This window comes from Amycolatopsis tolypomycina (genome assembly GCF_900105945.1).
GTDB lineage: Bacteria > Actinomycetota > Actinomycetes > Mycobacteriales > Pseudonocardiaceae > Amycolatopsis > Amycolatopsis tolypomycina.
On the sequence record NZ_FNSO01000004.1, the window covers coordinates 4,859,926 to 4,875,972 of the forward strand.

At 70.5% G+C, this 16,047-nt stretch carries 14 protein-coding genes; 9 read left to right on the forward strand and 5 right to left on the reverse strand.

From position 1 onward, the window contains the following. Positions 1 to 38 precede the first annotated feature (38 nt). The gene (locus tag BLW76_RS31730) at positions 39 to 764 is read left to right on the forward strand and encodes an SDR family NAD(P)-dependent oxidoreductase (protein ID WP_091314338.1); all 726 of its coding nucleotides are present in this window, start codon (positions 39 to 41) and stop codon (positions 762 to 764) included. A 1-nt stretch (position 765) separates the two neighbouring features. Here BLW76_RS31730 and BLW76_RS31735 read toward each other — a convergent pair whose 3' ends face one another. Continuing rightward, the gene (locus BLW76_RS31735) at positions 766 to 2,316 is read right to left on the reverse strand and encodes a GMC oxidoreductase (protein ID WP_091314341.1); all 1,551 of its coding nucleotides are present in this window, start codon (positions 2,314 to 2,316) and stop codon (positions 766 to 768) included. 119 nt (positions 2,317 to 2,435) lie between these two features. Here BLW76_RS31735 and BLW76_RS31740 point away from each other — a divergent pair, with 119 nt between their 5' ends. Next, positions 2,436 to 4,013 carry a GMC family oxidoreductase gene (locus BLW76_RS31740; RefSeq protein ID WP_091314343.1) on the forward strand — a complete coding sequence of 526 codons (1,578 nt, stop codon included), beginning with the start codon at positions 2,436 to 2,438 and terminating at the stop codon, positions 4,011 to 4,013. Between the two features lie 838 nt (positions 4,014 to 4,851). On the opposite strand, the gene BLW76_RS31745 is transcribed toward BLW76_RS31740, so the two are convergent. Beyond that, positions 4,852 to 5,229 (reverse strand): VOC family protein, encoded by a 378-nt coding sequence (locus BLW76_RS31745; protein ID WP_091314345.1) that lies wholly within the window; start codon positions 5,227 to 5,229, stop codon positions 4,852 to 4,854. A gap of 105 nt (positions 5,230 to 5,334) precedes the next feature. Between BLW76_RS31745 and BLW76_RS31750 the strand changes: the two genes are divergently transcribed. After that, positions 5,335 to 5,913 (forward strand): TetR/AcrR family transcriptional regulator, encoded by a 579-nt coding sequence (locus BLW76_RS31750; RefSeq protein WP_091314347.1) that lies wholly within the window; start codon positions 5,335 to 5,337, stop codon positions 5,911 to 5,913. A gap of 244 nt (positions 5,914 to 6,157) precedes the next feature. On the opposite strand, the gene BLW76_RS31755 is transcribed toward BLW76_RS31750, so the two are convergent. Genes BLW76_RS31755 through BLW76_RS31765 form a run of 3 tightly spaced genes read right to left on the reverse strand, consistent with a single transcriptional unit; the run spans position 6,158 to position 8,681 of the window. Further along, complete coding sequence (locus BLW76_RS31755; RefSeq protein WP_167384795.1) at positions 6,158 to 6,646, reverse strand: flavin reductase family protein; 489 nt, start codon at positions 6,644 to 6,646, stop codon at positions 6,158 to 6,160. A 14-nt stretch (positions 6,647 to 6,660) separates the two neighbouring features. Next, the gene (locus BLW76_RS31760; RefSeq protein WP_244170413.1) at positions 6,661 to 7,458 is read right to left on the reverse strand and encodes a DUF8021 domain-containing protein; all 798 of its coding nucleotides are present in this window, start codon (positions 7,456 to 7,458) and stop codon (positions 6,661 to 6,663) included. 11 nt (positions 7,459 to 7,469) lie between these two features. After that, the gene (locus tag BLW76_RS31765; RefSeq protein ID WP_167384796.1) at positions 7,470 to 8,681 is read right to left on the reverse strand and encodes an MFS transporter; all 1,212 of its coding nucleotides are present in this window, start codon (positions 8,679 to 8,681) and stop codon (positions 7,470 to 7,472) included. A 258-nt stretch (positions 8,682 to 8,939) separates the two neighbouring features. Here BLW76_RS31765 and BLW76_RS31770 point away from each other — a divergent pair, with 258 nt between their 5' ends. From BLW76_RS31770 to BLW76_RS31795, 6 genes are all read left to right on the forward strand, one after another. Further along, complete coding sequence (locus tag BLW76_RS31770) at positions 8,940 to 10,421, forward strand: carotenoid oxygenase family protein (RefSeq protein ID WP_091314357.1); 1,482 nt, start codon at positions 8,940 to 8,942, stop codon at positions 10,419 to 10,421. A 6-nt stretch (positions 10,422 to 10,427) separates the two neighbouring features. Next, positions 10,428 to 10,850 (forward strand): nuclear transport factor 2 family protein, encoded by a 423-nt coding sequence (locus BLW76_RS31775; RefSeq protein ID WP_208613429.1) that lies wholly within the window; start codon positions 10,428 to 10,430, stop codon positions 10,848 to 10,850. Between the two features lie 24 nt (positions 10,851 to 10,874). Continuing rightward, positions 10,875 to 12,323 carry a FadR/GntR family transcriptional regulator gene (locus BLW76_RS31780; protein WP_091314359.1) on the forward strand — a complete coding sequence of 483 codons (1,449 nt, stop codon included), beginning with the start codon at positions 10,875 to 10,877 and terminating at the stop codon, positions 12,321 to 12,323. An 82-nt stretch (positions 12,324 to 12,405) separates the two neighbouring features. Further along, positions 12,406 to 13,716, forward strand: coding sequence for an acyl-CoA dehydrogenase family protein (locus BLW76_RS31785; protein WP_091314361.1), 1,311 nt, complete (start codon positions 12,406 to 12,408; stop codon positions 13,714 to 13,716). Positions 13,717 to 13,735: 19 nt separating this feature from the next. Continuing rightward, positions 13,736 to 14,536, forward strand: coding sequence for an SDR family NAD(P)-dependent oxidoreductase (locus BLW76_RS31790; protein ID WP_091314363.1), 801 nt, complete (start codon positions 13,736 to 13,738; stop codon positions 14,534 to 14,536). Between the two features lie 42 nt (positions 14,537 to 14,578). Then, on the forward strand, positions 14,579 to 16,042 hold the full coding sequence (locus tag BLW76_RS31795; RefSeq protein WP_091314365.1) for an aldehyde dehydrogenase family protein: 1,464 nt from the start codon (positions 14,579 to 14,581) through the stop codon (positions 16,040 to 16,042). The last annotated feature ends 5 nt before the right edge of the window (positions 16,043 to 16,047 follow it).

The window sequence follows — 16,047 nt, forward strand, 5'->3', positions numbered from 1 at the left end:
GTGTTGGTCCGCGGCCGGTTCCGCGCCACGATCAACCCATGAGCGAACAGTCGATCGCGCTGGTCACCGGCGCGAACAAGGGAATCGGGTACGCGATCGCGGCCGGGCTCGGCGCGCGGGGCTGGAGCGTCGGAATCGGTGCCCGGGACGAACAACGCCGTGCGGACGCCGTGGCCAAGCTGCGGGCGGCCGGCGTCGACGCGTTCGGGGTGCCGCTCGACGTGACCGACGACGCGAGCGTCACGGCCGCCGCCGCACTGCTCGAGGACCGGGCGGGCCGGCTCGACGCGCTGGTCAACAACGCGGGTATCGCCGGGGCCTGGCCGGAGACACCCTCGGCGGTCACGCCGGAGAGCCTGCGGGCCGTCGTGGAGACCAACGTGATCGGCGTCGTCCGGGTCACCAACGCGATGCTGCCGCTGCTGCGCCGCTCCGCGCACCCGCGGATCGTCAACCAGTCCAGCCACGTCGCCTCGCTGACCCTGCAGAGCACGCCCGGCGCCGACCTCGGCGGGACCAGCGGGGCCTACGCACCGTCGAAGACGTTCCTGAACGCCGTCACCATCCAGTACGCCAAGGAACTGGCCGGCACCGCCGTCAAAGTCAACGGCGCCTGCCCCGGTTACGTCGCCACCGACCTCAACGGCTTCCACGGGACGAGCACGCCCGCGGACGGCGCCGGGATCGCCCTCCGGCTGGCCACGCTGCCGGACGACGGCCCGACCGGCGGCCTGTTCGACGACGCCGGGACCGTGCCCTGGTAGGTCACGACACCGCGGCGGCGATGGCGGGCGCGATGCGCAGCGCGTTGGCCCCGATGGTCAACGCCGGGTTGAGCGCCGCCGACGAGGGGAAGAACGACGCGTCCGCGAGCCACAGGTTCTCGACGTCGTGGCTGCGGCAGAAGGGATCGAGCACGCTCTCCGCGGGATCGGTCCCGGCCACGGCGGTGCCGCACATGTGCGAGTTGGTCTCGATCCCCATCCGCTGGGTGAAGATCAGCGGATAACCGGCCTTCCGGACGATCTTCGTCACGCGTTTCACCAGTTCGTGGTGGGCGCTGACGTTGTTCGGCGTCCAGTCGATGATCGTGCGGTCGCCGTCGACCCGGACCCGGTTGTCGCGGGACGGCAGGTCTTCGCTCGTCAGGTAGATGTCGATGCTCCGGGTGGCCATGAACTTCAACGCCCACATCGGCGCCCATGCGCGGGCGGGCTTGAGCATGGGTGCCTGGAGCTTGCCGAGCATCTGCAGGTTGCCCAGCGTCTCTTCGTAGAAGTCGTTGACACCCAGGGTCTTCTGCCACTTCGTCGGATTGGTCCGAAAAGGATTCACGCCCACGAAGAACGTGCTGTTGTGGACCATGTAGTTGCGGCCGAGCAGGCCCGAGGAGTTGCCCAGCCCCTCCGGGTGCTGGTCGTTCGCCGAACGCAGCAGCAGTGCCGCCGAGTTGACCGCGCCCGCCGCGACGACGAACTGCCGGGCGGTGATCCGGATGGTCCGGTCGCCGTGGCTCGCCTCCGCGGCGACCACCGTCCGGCCGTCCGGCGCGGTGATCAGGCGGGTGACCACCGCCTCGATCATCAGCTTGGCCCCGGCCTGGAGCGCCGGGACGAGGATCCGGTTCTCCGCGTCCGACTTCATCCCCGTGTCGTCGGGGCAGCCGTCCGCCGTGCACACGGCCGCGCGGTCGGCCTGGGTGACCACGTTCAGCGCGTTCGGCGTGTGGTGCGGGTGCAGCCCCTGACGGCGGAGGGCACCGGCGAACCGTTCGATGGTCGGCTCGTGCGGCAGCGGCGGGTGGGGGTACGGCGTCGAGTGCGGCGGTTCGGTGGGGTCCTCGGTGGTCTGGCCGTGCACCTGCAGCAGCCGTTCCATCGTCCCGTAGTGCGGTTCGAGGTCGTCGTAGCCGAACGGCCACGCGCGCGAGCGCCCTTCGCGGTGCTGCACCTCGGTGAAGTCGCTGCGCCGGAACCGGGGCAGCATCGCGCCGTAGAAGCGGGTGTTGCCGCCCACCCAGTAGTAGACGCCGGGCGCGAACGGCTTGCCGGTGGCGCCGTCGTACCACTGGCCGGCGTTCTTGTAGCGGCCCTTCAGGTACATGTGCTCCGGCTGCGAGTTCTCCGGTTCCCGGGGCAGGAACCGGCCCCGCTCGACGACCAGGACGCGCGCACCCGAGTCGCGCAGTGCCCACGCGAGCGTCGAGCCCCCCATCCCGGACCCGATGATCAGGACGTCGGTGTCGATTTCGTCCACTCCGGTGGCCGTCTCGAGGACGTCTGCGGTCAGTCCGTCGGGGACGTTGAGGTCGGTCATGCTCGCGAGGTTAAGACGAGCGTGGAGCCTCGGCCATGCACAACCTGCGTAACGCTCGATGGTTCAGCTGCCCATTGTGTGTATGGTTTGCCGTCTCCGGTCTGGCTAGCGTCGGAGCCATGACACGAGCCGAGAACTACGACTACGTGGTGGTCGGAGCCGGATCCGCCGGCTGCGCCGTGGCCGCACGGCTGTCCGAGGACCCCGGCGTGCGGGTGGCCCTGATCGAAGCGGGCCCCGCGGCGAACGGCCGCCTGTTCGAGATCCCGGCCCTGTTCTCCCAGCAGCTGAAGACGGTCTTCGACTGGGACTTCGAAACCGAGCCGGAGCCCCGGCTCGGCGGCCGGCGCGCCTACCTGCCGCGCGGCCGCGCGATCGGCGGGACCAGCTCGATGAACACGATGCTGTACGTGCGCGGGCACCGCTACGACTACGACACGTGGGAGCGGCTGGGCAACAAGGGCTGGTCCTACGACGACGTCCTCCCGTTCTTCAAGAAGTCGGAGGACAACCAGCGCGGCGCCGACGACTACCACGCCGTCGGCGGGCCCCTGACCGTCAGCGACCCGGTCGCCGTCCACCCCCTGCTGAGGAACTGGGTCGAGGCGGCCGAGCGCGCGGGCCACCGGGCGAACCCGGACTTCAACGGCGCCGACCAGGAAGGCGTCGGCTACTACCAGGTCACCCAGCGCCGGGGACTGCGGTGCAGCAGCGCGGTCGCCTTCCTCGAGCCCGCCGCCGAGCGCGCCAACCTGACCGTCCTGCCGTCCACTTTGGCCTTACGCCTGAAGTTCGAAGGCGGCCGGGCGACCGGCGTCGAGGTGGACCACCTCGGGACCGTCCGGACGATCGGCGTCGACCGCGAGATCGTCCTCTCCCTGGGCGCCTACAACTCGCCGCACCTGCTGCTGCAGTCGGGCGTCGGCCCGGCCGACGAGCTGGCCGCGGCCGGCGTGCGCCCGCTCCACGACCTGCCCGACGTCGGCCGCAACATGCAGGACCACACGGGGTGCTTCATCAGCTTCGTCAGCAGCACGCCCCCGGTGCTCGGCCCCGACACGACCGCCGAGGAGGACCAGCTCCGGTCCACCGGCACCAGCCCGATGGCGTGGACCGAGGTCGGCGGCTTCCTGTATTCCGGCGACGACCAGCCCGCCCCGGACATCCAGCTGCACGCCGCGCTCGGCATCGTGCGGGACCAGGGACTCGCCGCACCGCTCGAGCCCGGCATGTCGTTCGGCCCGTACGTCGCCCGCCCGGAAAGCCGCGGCTCCGTGCGGCTGCGGCACTCGCACCCCTACGCGAAGCCACGCATCTTCCACAACTACCTGGCCGACCAGGGCGACCGCGACCGGCTGCGCGAGGGCGTGCGCCTTTGCCTGCGGATCGCGCGGCAACGCGGTTTCACCGACCTCCTGGACGGCGGCCTCGCCGAAGCCGCCGCGGCCGGGCTCGCCCCGCTGACGGACCTCGACCAGGACATCGACGACTACATCCGCACGCAGTCGTTCTCGTTCTACCACCCGTCCGGCACCTGCATGATGGGCAAGGTGGTGGACGCCGAGCTGCGCGTGCACGGCTTGGACAACGTGCGCGTCGCCGACACGTCGATCATGCCGACGCTCGTGACGGGTAACACCAACGCGCCGGCGATCATGATCGGCGAACGTGCCGCCGCGTTCATCAAGGCCCCCTGATCCGGTGAACACGGCGGCGCGGCACGAACGCCTATCGCCGAAGGCATCGCCGCCGAACTCCGGGACGGCCAGACGGTGGTGCTCGACGGCGGGACGACCGGGCCGGCGATCGCCCGGGCTCTGACGGGCCGGCACCTCACCGCCCGGCAGCCGGCGGACGATCGCGCCGGCGGCCTCGCCCGTTCCGTCCGACAGCCTCCGGATGAGCGTCATGGACGTCGACCGCGACGGACGGATCGAGGACCTGGTGCGGCGGGTGTCCGGCCCGCGGTGCCGGGACACCACTGTGGACGGACTCCTGTGGGTGCTGCTGCACGCGGTCGCGGGCCTCTACGTCAGCGTGCCGGCCGCGGGCCGGGATCACCGACGGCGTGCTGGTGCCCGCGATCCGCCGGCTGACCGGGGGCCGTCGCGGGTGCGCGCGCCGTCGCAGCTCGTCCTCGCCGAGTGCCTCGCCGCGGTGAGCCCGCCGCCGACCCGGGCTGGAGCCACTGCTCGGCGAGGACGCGTCGGAGCACCCACCGGACGACGGCCCTGCTCGCCGGCCGGTACCGGGCCACGCCGTCCTGCAGCGGTCCGGGCAGATCGGTGGTCACTGTGCTTTCGGCGGTGGCCAGGAATGCGGGGCGAGCAGGTTCTCGGGCTACACGATGCCGACCACGGCGACGAGGCCGTTGAGGCCCGGGTGTTCGGCGCAAAGCTCGGCGAGCCGGTCTGCGCGGCAGCCGCCGATGATGACGGTGTCACCTCGGAGCCGTGGGGCGAGGCCGAGCCCGATGCCGGAGGTGGCGCCTGCGATGAAGCCGGTGTTGCCGCTGATTTCCTCTGGCGGTGCCGTTCAGTGTCCGGTGGAGTAGAGGTTGATGAGGTTGCCGTCGGGGTCGCGCAGGAGCATCGACCGGTTTCCCCATGGCTGGTTGGTGGGTTCTTGGACCCAGTCGGTGACCTGGTCGCCGAGGCGGGCGCGTTCGGCGTCGACGTCGTCGACCTCGAACTCGATGATGGCGGATCGGTTGGCGGCGGCCACGGCGGCGTAGTTGTTGAAACGCTTGACCGCCGCGCTGCCGGCCAGCGCGATGATGCTGCCTTCGGTGTGCAGTTCGGCGTAGTCGCCGGGCCCGTAGGGGGTCACCGGCTCGGTGTTGGTGAGCGTGGAGTAGAACGCGGTCAGGGTGGGCAGGTCGTCGGTGACGAGGCGTACTGAGGCGAGCTTCATGGCGTTCTCCTGGCTGCTCCCGGCGAGCCGGATCGTCCGGCTCCATGAAACAGTACGGTACAGTACCGTACTGTTTCGCGGCGGAAAAGGAACGGAGATCACCACGTGGCCCGATCGGGGGACTTCGTCGACGTTCGAGTGCAGCGGTCCAAGGCGGCGGTGCTCGCCCAGACGTACGAGTTGCTCTCGGCGGGCGGCATCGGTGGTGTCAGCATCGACGAGGTCGCGCGACGCTCGGGCGTCTCCAAGACCACGATCTACCGCCACTGGCCGTCACGGGCCGCGCTGCTGATCGAGGCGTGCTCGACGATCGGGTCGGCGCCTCCGGTCCCCGACACGGGCAGCTTCGGCAGCGATCTCGTCGCCTTGGCCGAGGCGCTGGCCGAGCAGCTGCGGAGCGCCCGCTGGGCGGCGGTCTTGCCCTCCATCGTGGACGCCGCCGAGCGCGAGCCCGAGCTGGCCGGGCTCCACGCGGATCTGCACGCCCGGTTGATGGCTCCGTTCGGTGTGGTGACCGAACGCGCGCGAGCCCGCGGCGAGCTCGCCGCGGATCGTGGGCCGGCCGACGTCACCGCCGCCGTCGCCGGCCCGCTGTTCTACCGTCGCTGGTTCTCCCGCGAGCCGCTCGACGCCGCATTCGTCGCGCGCGTGGCCGAAGACGCCCTCGGCCATCTCGGCGTCTGAACCCGTTCGACCTGATGGGCGGGCACTTCGCGGGACTCGGCCGGTCCCACCCCGGCGAGCCTCAGACTGAGCCAGTCGCAGGTCTGCAGCAGGGCCGAGGTCGTAGTCGCTTGAATGATCGGCGCAACCCAGTCTCTCTCCCCCCAGTTCACGGACATGGGCCATCAGTTCCCTGGCTCCCTTCGACCACTAGATCATCCCTGGCATCAGGGGCCTCCCCGAAACCCGGGACGCATCAGAGCGCTTACACAGGCGCCAACCTTCCGAAACGCCCGCGGTGGAAAACCAGCGGCCGGATCCGGGGGAACAGAGTCACCTGCCGGAGGCGCAGCAGGGCAATCACGTGGTCGCCTGCATCCACCTCGGCGTCGAGCGAGCAGCCGAGCCACAGCGCCGTCTCGTGCAGGAAGACCGCACCGGACTCCCCTGCCTCCCATCGGATGCCCGCGAAGCGGTCCCCCGCCGGAGCGGACAGCTGGCGGCACAGGTCGCCGTGGTGCTCCCCCAGCACGCTGACGCCGAGGCCCGGTGCCGCGCGCAGCACACTCCACGTGCGCGAAGTGCGCATGGCGCAGAACGAGACCAAAGGCGGGTCGAGGGAGACCGGGACGAATGAACTCGCCACCATCCCGACCGGCTCGCCGTCCACGAGCCCGCAGACCGCCACCACCCCGGACGCGGTGTGGCCGTAGGCGTCGCGCAGTTCGCGCGACGCGTTCGGACTGACTGCCATGGGCCTCTCCTTCGTCACCATGCCTGCGGCGTTCCGAGCGGCAGGATCTCCCGGATCTCGTCGATGCTGCGGATCTCGTTGTCGACCACTTTGAAGACCGCCACCATGTAGAACGTCCCGTTGTCGGGTCTCGGACTGTCCGGAACCGGGTGGAAATCGACCATGACCGTGCTGACGGCGACGCCACGGGCCGGATCGAGAACGGGGAAGTGACCTCCGCGGACCGTCGGCCTGGCCCCTCGGGTCTGGTTGAGGCAGCTGGCGACGGTGTGCACCGTCGCGTCGGGTGACAGCAGCGTCGTGAGCGTGTTCGTCACCTTCTTGCCGTTGTCGTAGCGGTCGCAGCGGTAGCCGATCCGCGCCAGGCTGCCGTCGCTCTCACTCAGGGCTGTCCAGTAGCCGCCGGCCACCGCCGCGAGTGCGTCCCTCGCGCAGGCGCGTTCGGGTGGCACCGGCGCGTCGTAGAGCACGTCGGGAGCCAGCAGCCGGTCGACGTCGGCGAAGTGCCCGGCCGTGTCGGTGCTGACGAGCAACTCCGCTTCGCTCACCGCGTCGTCCACCACCTTGAGCCGGAGCGCGAACGGGCGGCGCTGCCCGGCGCAGACCGCGACCCCCGTCGTCGCGAGCTGCCCCTGTTCGACGTCGACGAACGTCTGCAAGCCGAGGAAGTCGCCGGCGGCTTCCCAGAGCCCTTCGCCCGGCTTGATTTCGACGGCGTTCTCCGTCACCCGGAAGGAGCTGTTCCACCGGGCAAAGCCGGGGTCGTGGCGAACCAGGCTCTCCAGGAAGCGATCACCGTGTCCGCGGAGCATCCGCTCGGCGCTCATCCCTCGGCCTGGGAAGCCAGGACGGCGCTCTCGCTGCGCGCCGGCGTCCGCGACACCGTGTAGGTGAAGGGCTTGAGCGTCGCCATGAGCAGGAAGGCGACCACGGTGGCGCCGATGACCAGCGCCATGGGCACCGTGAAGCTGCCGGTGGCGTCGAAACCGTCGCTGATGAGCAGGGTCGCCGTCCCGATGCTCACGACGTTGAGCCCGAGGCTGAAGCCGAAGATCTCCGCGGACGCCTTGAGGCCGAAGTACCGGGTCACCAGGTACGGCAGCAGCATGGTCACGGTACTCAGCGCGACCCCGGAGAGAACGGCTCCGAGGAACTGGAGAGCGAACGACGTCCCGGAGAAGAACAGGAGCATCGTGCCGGCGACGGGAATCAGGTACAGGGCGGCGATGAAGCGCTGCGACTGGATGCGGTCGGCGAAGAACGCGCAGAGCACCACGCCGGCCATGCCCGAGAACGCCAGCACCGATGCCAGGAGGGTGGTGCGGTCCGCCGAGACCCCGCGGCCCCCCAGCCAGGGAACCAGGTGGGTCTGGGTGCCGACCAGCGCCCCCGCCGCCAGGCAGTCGGCCAAGGTCAGGGCCCAGTAGGTCCGCGTGCGCATCGCCTTCGTCCCCGAAGCACCCGCGTCGGCCCCTTCGTCCGTGGCCGGGGCGCCGAGCGGCTCGGCCGGGTTCAGCCGGAGCAGGAACGCCGCCGCGCCGCCCGCGCAGACGAGCACCGCCAGGGCGAACACCCGCAGGGCGAACCGCCAGTCGTGGGTGTCGATCAGCCAGCGGGCGACCGGCGCGACCCACGTCTGTGACAGCTGCACCGCGACGGCGGTCACCAGGGCCAGCATCAGCGCCCGGTTGGCGTCGTACCAGGACGAGACGACCCGCGCGTAGACGACCGGGCCGGACAGGCCCGCGCCGAGTCCGATGCAGACGATGCCCAGCCAGTAGAGCGGCCCGGCCGAGTCCATTTGCGACAGGGCGAGCAGTCCGCCCGCGAACAGCACCACGCCGGTGGTGGCCGTGATGCGCACCCCGACGAGTCTGGTGATGCGGCCGCCGAGCGGGCAGGCCGCGGCGGTGACGTACTGGGAAACGGTGAACACGAGCGTGAAGACGGGCAGTCCCCAGTGCATCGCCTGCGAGACCGCGGGCAGGAAGACCGAGAAAGAGCCCACGAAAATGCCGGACATGCTGAATGTCATGCAGATGAACGTGGCTACCGTAGCCTGAATACGCAGTGATTTCGCCATTGTTTTTCCTGCCACTTCGTCGTGGGGGCGACCGTGCTCCACGATGGTAGGTGGGCTACTCGCGCAAACAAGGCGGCGAAACCCTGGGCCGTGGCCGGGGGCACCAGGACTCCAATCCGCCGTCTGGTTTGACTCCAGGATGCGTCCTACCGTGACGCAAGCCGCAGGGAGCGGCACGTACCGCCCAGGTCAGTCAAAGGAGACGGCGTCATGGCAAAGGCTTTCCCGCCGGAGCTCACCTCGGGGATGGACGAGCCGTGCCGGTTCGATCTCGAGGTGTTCGACCTGGAGGTCGTGGAGGGCGAGGTGCCGGCGGACATCGACGGGCTGTTCGTCCAGGCCGTGCCGGACCAGGTGTACCTGCCGGACGTCCCGGTGCTCTACCCGATGACCATCGCGGCGGGCGGGGACGGCGCGGTCCGGGCGTTCCGGATCAAGGACGGCTGCGTGGACTTCCGGACACGCTACGTGCGCACGGAACGGTTCGAACTGGAGCGCAAGGCGCGCCGGCCCCTGTTCGGGAACTACCGGGACCCGTTCTCCGACGACCCCAGCGTCGCCGGCAAGGACCGGACCACCGCGAACACGGCCATCTACTGGCACGCGGGCCGGATGCTCGCCTCCAAAGAGGACGGGCTGCCCTACGAGGTCGACCCGGTCACGCTGGAGACCCGCGGGGTCTGGAACGCGTACGGGGCCATCACCAGCCACACCTTCACCGCGCATCCCAAGTTCGACCCGGACACCGGCGAGATGTTCGGCTTCGGCTACGCGGCCCGGGGCGAGACGACCCGGGACATCGCGTACTACGTGATCGACGCCGCGGGCAAGGTCACCCACGAGGCGTGGTTCGAGGCACCGTACTCGGCCATGATCCACGACTGCGCGTTGACCGAGCACTACATGCTGTTCCCGATCATGCCGATCACCAGCGACCTCGACCGGCTGAAGGCCGGCGGCCCGCACTTCGTCTACGACGCGGACCTCCCCCAGGTCTTCGGCGTCATGCCCCGCTACGGGAGCGCCGACGAGGTGCGCTGGTTCCGGGCACCGCACGCGTTCCCCGGCCACACGATCAACGCCTACGAACAGGATGGCAAGATCGTCTTCGACCTGCTGGAAACCGACGGCAACGGCTTCGCCCCGGTGGTGCCCGACAAGAACGGCGCGCCGATGCCCCCGGACGGCCTCACCACGCGCCACGTGCGCTGGCGCATCGACTACCGCGCCGACGACGAGCACCTGGTGGAGCGGGAGGTACTGGCCATCGTCAACGGCGAGGGGCCGCACATCGACCCCCGGCGCCAGCTGAAGCCCTACCGGCACGTGTTCGTGCCGACCCTGGACCGCGGCAAGCTCGCCACGGACGTCAACGGCCGCCCCTACCCGGTGATGTTCAACCAGCTCAGCCACTTCGACCTGGAAGCGGGCACCCGCGAGGACTGGTACCCGGGGCCGGCCGCGACGTTCCAGGACCCGGTGTACTTCACCAAGTCCGCCGACGCGCCCGAACACGACGGCTACCTGATCGCCACGCTCAACTGGCCGTTGGAGCGGCGCAGTGAGCTCGTCATCCTCGACACCCTAGAACTCGCGCGCGGGCCGGTCGCCCGGCTGAGGCTCCCCGTCCGCATGCGCCTCGGCATCCACGCCACGTGGTTCGACGGCGCCGAAATCCCCACCTGGAGGTAGCACACCGTGACCATCGACCACACCGAAGCACCGGTCACCGACCCCGTCGCGGCCCAGCTCGCGGCGCACAAGGAGACCGTGCTGACCATGATGTCGCTTTTGACCGATCCCACGACCTCCGAGCAGGCACGCGCCTACCTCACCGAGACCTACATCCAGCACAACCCGAACATCACCTCGGGCGCGGACGCGATCATCGCCTGGACGAAGACCGAGGAGGCGCGGCACGCGCGGGAATCGATGCGTCCCGCACCCGAACCTCCGGTTATGGTGGCCGAAGGCGACAAGGTCGTGATGATGATCAGCAGGGATGTGCCCGACCCGCGGGATCCGGGCAAGACCTACCGGTCCTACTGGTTCGACATGTGGCGCGTCGAGGACGGCAAGCTCGCCGAACATTGGGACGGCGCTCCGGTGAGCACCGAGTAGATCGCAGAACGGAGGGAGGCGGCCATGAGCAGCACCGAGATCTCTCGCCGCCCTTCCCGACCGGGTGCGGACGCGAAGCCCGGGCCGACGATCTCCGACCTGTACTCCAGCGTGGTCGGCGCCGAGGAGGCGCAGACGAAACTGCCGCTGCTCGTGGCCCGGGACATCGAGGAGCGGTTCATCCGGGACGGCTGGCCGGTGGGCCGGGTCTACGGCAGCGAGGCCGAGATGGCCGCGCACTACGGGGTGGGCCGCGACGTGATGCGCGAAGCCGCGCGCGTGCTCGAAGCGCGCCAAGCGCTCCAGGTGCGGCGCGGCCCGCGCGGCGGCCTCGCGGTCGCGAAGCCGTCCGGAACCCACCTGCGGGTCATGGTCGGCGGCTACGCGCACCTCACCGGCATCGAGCTACCGGAAATCGTCGAGGCCTGGGTCGCCATCCACGTCACGGCCGTGCGCCTGATCGGTGCGCACCGACCCGGTGCGACGCCCTCCGGCGCGGACGTCGAGCAGTTCGCCGCCCAGGTCATCGAGTGGAGCGGAAGCGGCCTGCTCCGGCGCCTGCGCGACATCATCGCCCCGCTGCTGCCGCCGATGCGCCTGGACCAGGCCGATGCCGCTCCGGAGCTGATCATCGGCGACCTCGAGCGCGGCCGCGGCGACGAGGCCGCGCGGCGGACCCGCGTCCTGCTGCGTGCCGCGGCGCGCGAAACGCTGGACCGATCGGCGAGCTGGTCCGGCACGGGTGTGCCGGCACCGCTCGACCAGCTCCGGATACCGGCGTTCCGGATCGTGCGCGAACTCATGTCGGAAATCACCCCGGCCGAGTGGGTCAAGGGCCGGCCGCTGGGCAACGAGTTCGACCTCGCCGAGCGGCTCGGCGTCGACCGCAGCGTGGTCCGCCAGGCCATCCGCATCATGGAGGACGCGGAGACCGCGGTGCCCCTGCCCGGGCGCGGGCGCGGCCTGATGACCCGCTGCCCGGGTTCGGGGCCGCTCAGCCGCCAGCTGTGCATCCACCTCGCCGCCCGTGGCGAACCGTGGGATGAGACCGCGCGGGCGCTGGGCGGCCTGATGATCGAGCTGGCGGAGCTCGCGGCGCGCAAGGCCGGTCCGGCCGACGCCGCCCTGCTCGACGCGGCCTACGACCGGCTGCGCGAACCGGCCCAGGCGGCGCCGATCTCCGCCGTCCAGCCGATCGAGCGATTACAGAACCAGCTGGCCCACAATGCTCTGCTGTCCCTTTTCGTGGACGGCATCAAGGCGTATCTGTCGTGGAGCATGCGCGATGAGCTGTACGCGCCGTCCTGGGTCATCGATTTGTACACCAGGTCCACCGAGAACGTCCTGCGAGCCATCGGCCGTGGCGACCCCGCGGAGGCCGAGCGCCTCCAGGCGGTGAAACTGGAAACGCTCGCCGAGTGCCGCCACATGCTGCTCACTGCGGAGCACGGCCTGCCCGACGCCGATCTCTGACTGCACGGCCGGAATTCCACCGTCTTTTTTACCGCGAAGCCCGACTCTAGCATCAGAGAAAAGCGGCTTCGAAAGGCAAGAAATGGTTGGGATACCGTCAATTCACGAGTCACCTTTCAGCACGCCTGAGGGGCGCCGTATCCGCGACGAGGTACGCGAACTCGTTCCGTTGATCCGCGAGAACGCCGCGGCAGGCGAGGAACTCGGCTGCCTGCCCCCGGCGACGCTCGACGCGCTGCACCGGACGGGTCTGTTCCGCGCCTCGGTACCGCGGGAATTCGGCGGCTACGCCCTCGGCGCCCGTGACCTCGCCGAGATCGTGGCCGCGGTCGCGGCCGGCGACGGGTCCGCGGCGTGGCTGGCGATGATCGCCAGCGGGTTCGCCCGGGTCATGCTGACGTTCCCCGAGGACGCGGTACGCGAGGTCTACGCACGGTCGCTCGAATGGCCGGGGCCGGTCGTGGCCAGCGCATCGCTGTTCTCCGAGCGGATCCAGCAGGCGAGCCGCGTCCCGGGCGGCTATGCGATCCCCGCCGGCGGCAAATGGGGTTTCGGCAGCGGCTGCAAGCACGCCGCGTACGTCGTCGTCGGCATCGAGGTGCCGGCCGGCCCCGGCTCGGTGCTGCGGGCCATGGCGCTGCTGGAGAAGGGCCAGTACGAGATCGTCGACGACTGGCACGTCATGGGCCTGCGGGGCTCGTCGAGCAACAGCGTCAGGACGACGGAGGAGATCTTCGTTCCCGAGCAGCGCGTCGCCGACCTGGCCCGGATGCCGGAGCGCCTCGATCAGCTTCACGAGCACTACGAGGGGCTCGGCTACCAGCTCGACGGACGCGGCCAGATGCTGATTCCCGCGTTGGAGACCATGGCCGTCACGCTGGGGATGGCCCAGGGCGCCTTCGAGTGCTTCCTCGACCAGTCCCGCCGGAAAAAGCCGTTCAACCTGCCTTACGACACGCTGGCCGCCACCCCGTCCGTCCAGGTCGCCGCGGGCAAGACGCACGCGATGATCAACGCCGCGGAATGCCTGCTGTTCGGCCGGGCGGACCACATCGACCGGAAGGCGCGGGCCCGGGAGCCGTTCACGGCCGCCGAGGAGGCCGCGATCATGATGGACCTCGTCCACGCCGGGAACGTGTGCGGTGCGGCCATCGACACCCTTCAGCTCACCCTCGGGTCCTCGACCGTCAGCCTGCGCAACCCGATCCAGCGGTTCGCCCGCGACGTCCGCGTCGCCCTGACGCACGGCTCGACCCGGCTCGACCCGTCCGCCGAGATCAGCGGGCGGCATCTGCTCGGGCAACCGCCCTTCACGGACGGCATGGCGGCGGTGCCGGGTGTGGCGAAGGCAGCCGAGACCGCCCAGACCGCCATCCCCGTCCCCGTCGCCTGAACCGGGCAGGAGAACCCAGATGGACCTCGGACTTTCCGGTAAGCGCGCCCTCGTCACCGGCAGCAGCTCCGGCATCGGCGCCAGCGTTGCCCTGATGCTGGCCGCCGAGGGCGCCCACGTCGTCGTGCACGGCCGGGACAAAGAGCGCACCGCCGAGACCGCCGCCACGATCCGCGACCACGGCGGACGGGCCGACGAGGTGCTCGGCGACCTCACGGTCGAGTCGGAAGCCGCGGCGGCCTGCGAGCAGATCCTCGCCTCGGGCGGCGTGGACATCCTGGTGAACAACGCGGGCGGCCGGTACGGCGGCTGGGAACGCAACGGCTGGCTGGCGACCCCGCCGGGCAACTGGCTCGAGACGTACAAGCTGAACGTCGTCTCGACCGCCACCCTGATCAACCGGCTCGCGCCGGTTATGGCGGAGCGCGGCTGGGGGCGGGTGATCCAGATCGCCAGCGCCGTGGCCCTGCACCAGCCGCCGCACTTCCCGGACTACCAGGCGGCGAAGGCCGCGGAGATCAACCTGACGCGCAGCCTCTCCAGGAGCCTGGCCGGCACCGGCGTCACGGCCAACTGCATCAGCGCCGGAATCATCCACACCCCCGGCTCGGCCGCGGAGCTCGACGACATCGCCGCGGAACTCCGGCTCGACGGCGGATGGCGGGCCAACGAGCGCCACATCGCCGTGGACGTGTTCCAGCAAACGACCGGGCGAGTCGGGCGCCCTGAGGACATCGCCGCCGCCGTCTGCTACCTGGCCAGCCCGCGGGCCGACTTCGTCACCGGCGTGAACCTGGTGGTCGACGGCGGAACCGACTGACCGTCAGCCAGCCAAACCGCACAACGACGTGAAAGGAATATCATGGCTCTTCTCGATTCCGGTGACTGGCAGGGGCGGATCTTCTCCTCCGGGTGGGTGGAAGGCTCCGGTGAGGTGTACGACTCGACGGAACCGGCGACCGGCAAGATTCTGGGGCGGGTGGGTGCGGCGGCTGCGTCCGATGTGGACCGTGCGGTGGCGGCGGCGCTGCGGGCGCAGGCGGAATGGGCGGCGCTGCCGTATGCGGGGCGGGCGCGGGTGCTGCGCCGGGCGGGGCAGCTTTTCGAGGAGTATCAGGAGGAGATCGCCGAGTGGATCGTGCGCGAGGCCGGCACCCATCCGGGCTTCGCGGCGTTCCAGACGTCCAATGGTGCGGCCGAGGAGTGCTTTGAGGCGGCGGCGCTGGCTGCGGCGCCGTATGGTGAGGTGCTGCGTTCGGTGGAGCAGCGGCTGTCGTTCTCGCGCCGGCGTCCGGTGGGTGTGGTGGGCGTGATTTCCCCGTTCAACGCGCCGATGGTGCTGGCGATGCGGGCGCTGGCTCCGGCGCTGGCCTTGGGCAACGCGGTCGTCCTCAAGCCGGACCCGCGCACCGCGATCTGCGGCGGCGTCACCATCGCGCGGGTGTTCGCCGAGGCCGGTCTGCCCGAAGGTGTGCTGCACGTGCTGCCGGGCGGTGCGGAGGTGGGCGCGGCGCTGGTGGAGCACCCGCGGGTTCCGGTGCTGGCGTTCACCGGCTCGACGCGGGCGGGTAAGGCGATCGCCGCGGCCGCGGCGCAGCGGCTCAAGCGGGTGCACCTCGAGCTCGGTGGCAACTCGGCGTTGATCGTTTTGGAGGATGCGGATCTGGAGAAGGCGGCTTCGGCCGGAGCGTTCGGATCGTTCCACCACGCCGGGCAGGTGTGCATGGCCTCCAGCCGTCATCTGGTCCACGCCTCGGTCGCCGGCCAGTACGCCGAACTGCTGGTGGAGCGGGCGAACGGTGCGCCGGTGGGTGACCCGGCGGGCGGCCCGGTGGCAGTGGGTCCGATGATCGACGAGCGGCAGCTGCTGGCCGCACACGAGATCGTGACCGACAGTGTGGCGGCCGGGGCGCGGCTGGCCGCCGGCGGGACCTACGAGGGCCTGTTCTACCGGCCGACCGTGCTGACCGACGTCCCGTTGACGGCCCGCGCCTACGCGGAGGAGATTTTCGGCCCGGTCGCGCCGGTGGTCGCGTTCGGTGACCTCGACGAGGCGGCCCGGCTCGCCGCCGGCACCGAGTACGGGCTGTCTCTGGGCATCCTGACCCGCGACGTGGCCAAGGGCCTGGCGCTGGCCGAGCGGATCCCGACCGGGCTGGTGCACATCAACGATCAGACCGTCAACGACGAGGCCACCGTTCCGTTCGGGGGTGTCGGGGAGTCCGGCAACGGGTCCCGGCACGGCGGCGCCGCCGCGAACCTGGAGGCGTTCACCGAGGTGCAGTGGGTGACCGTGCACGGCGAGATCCCTGCCTACCCCTTCTGAGGACT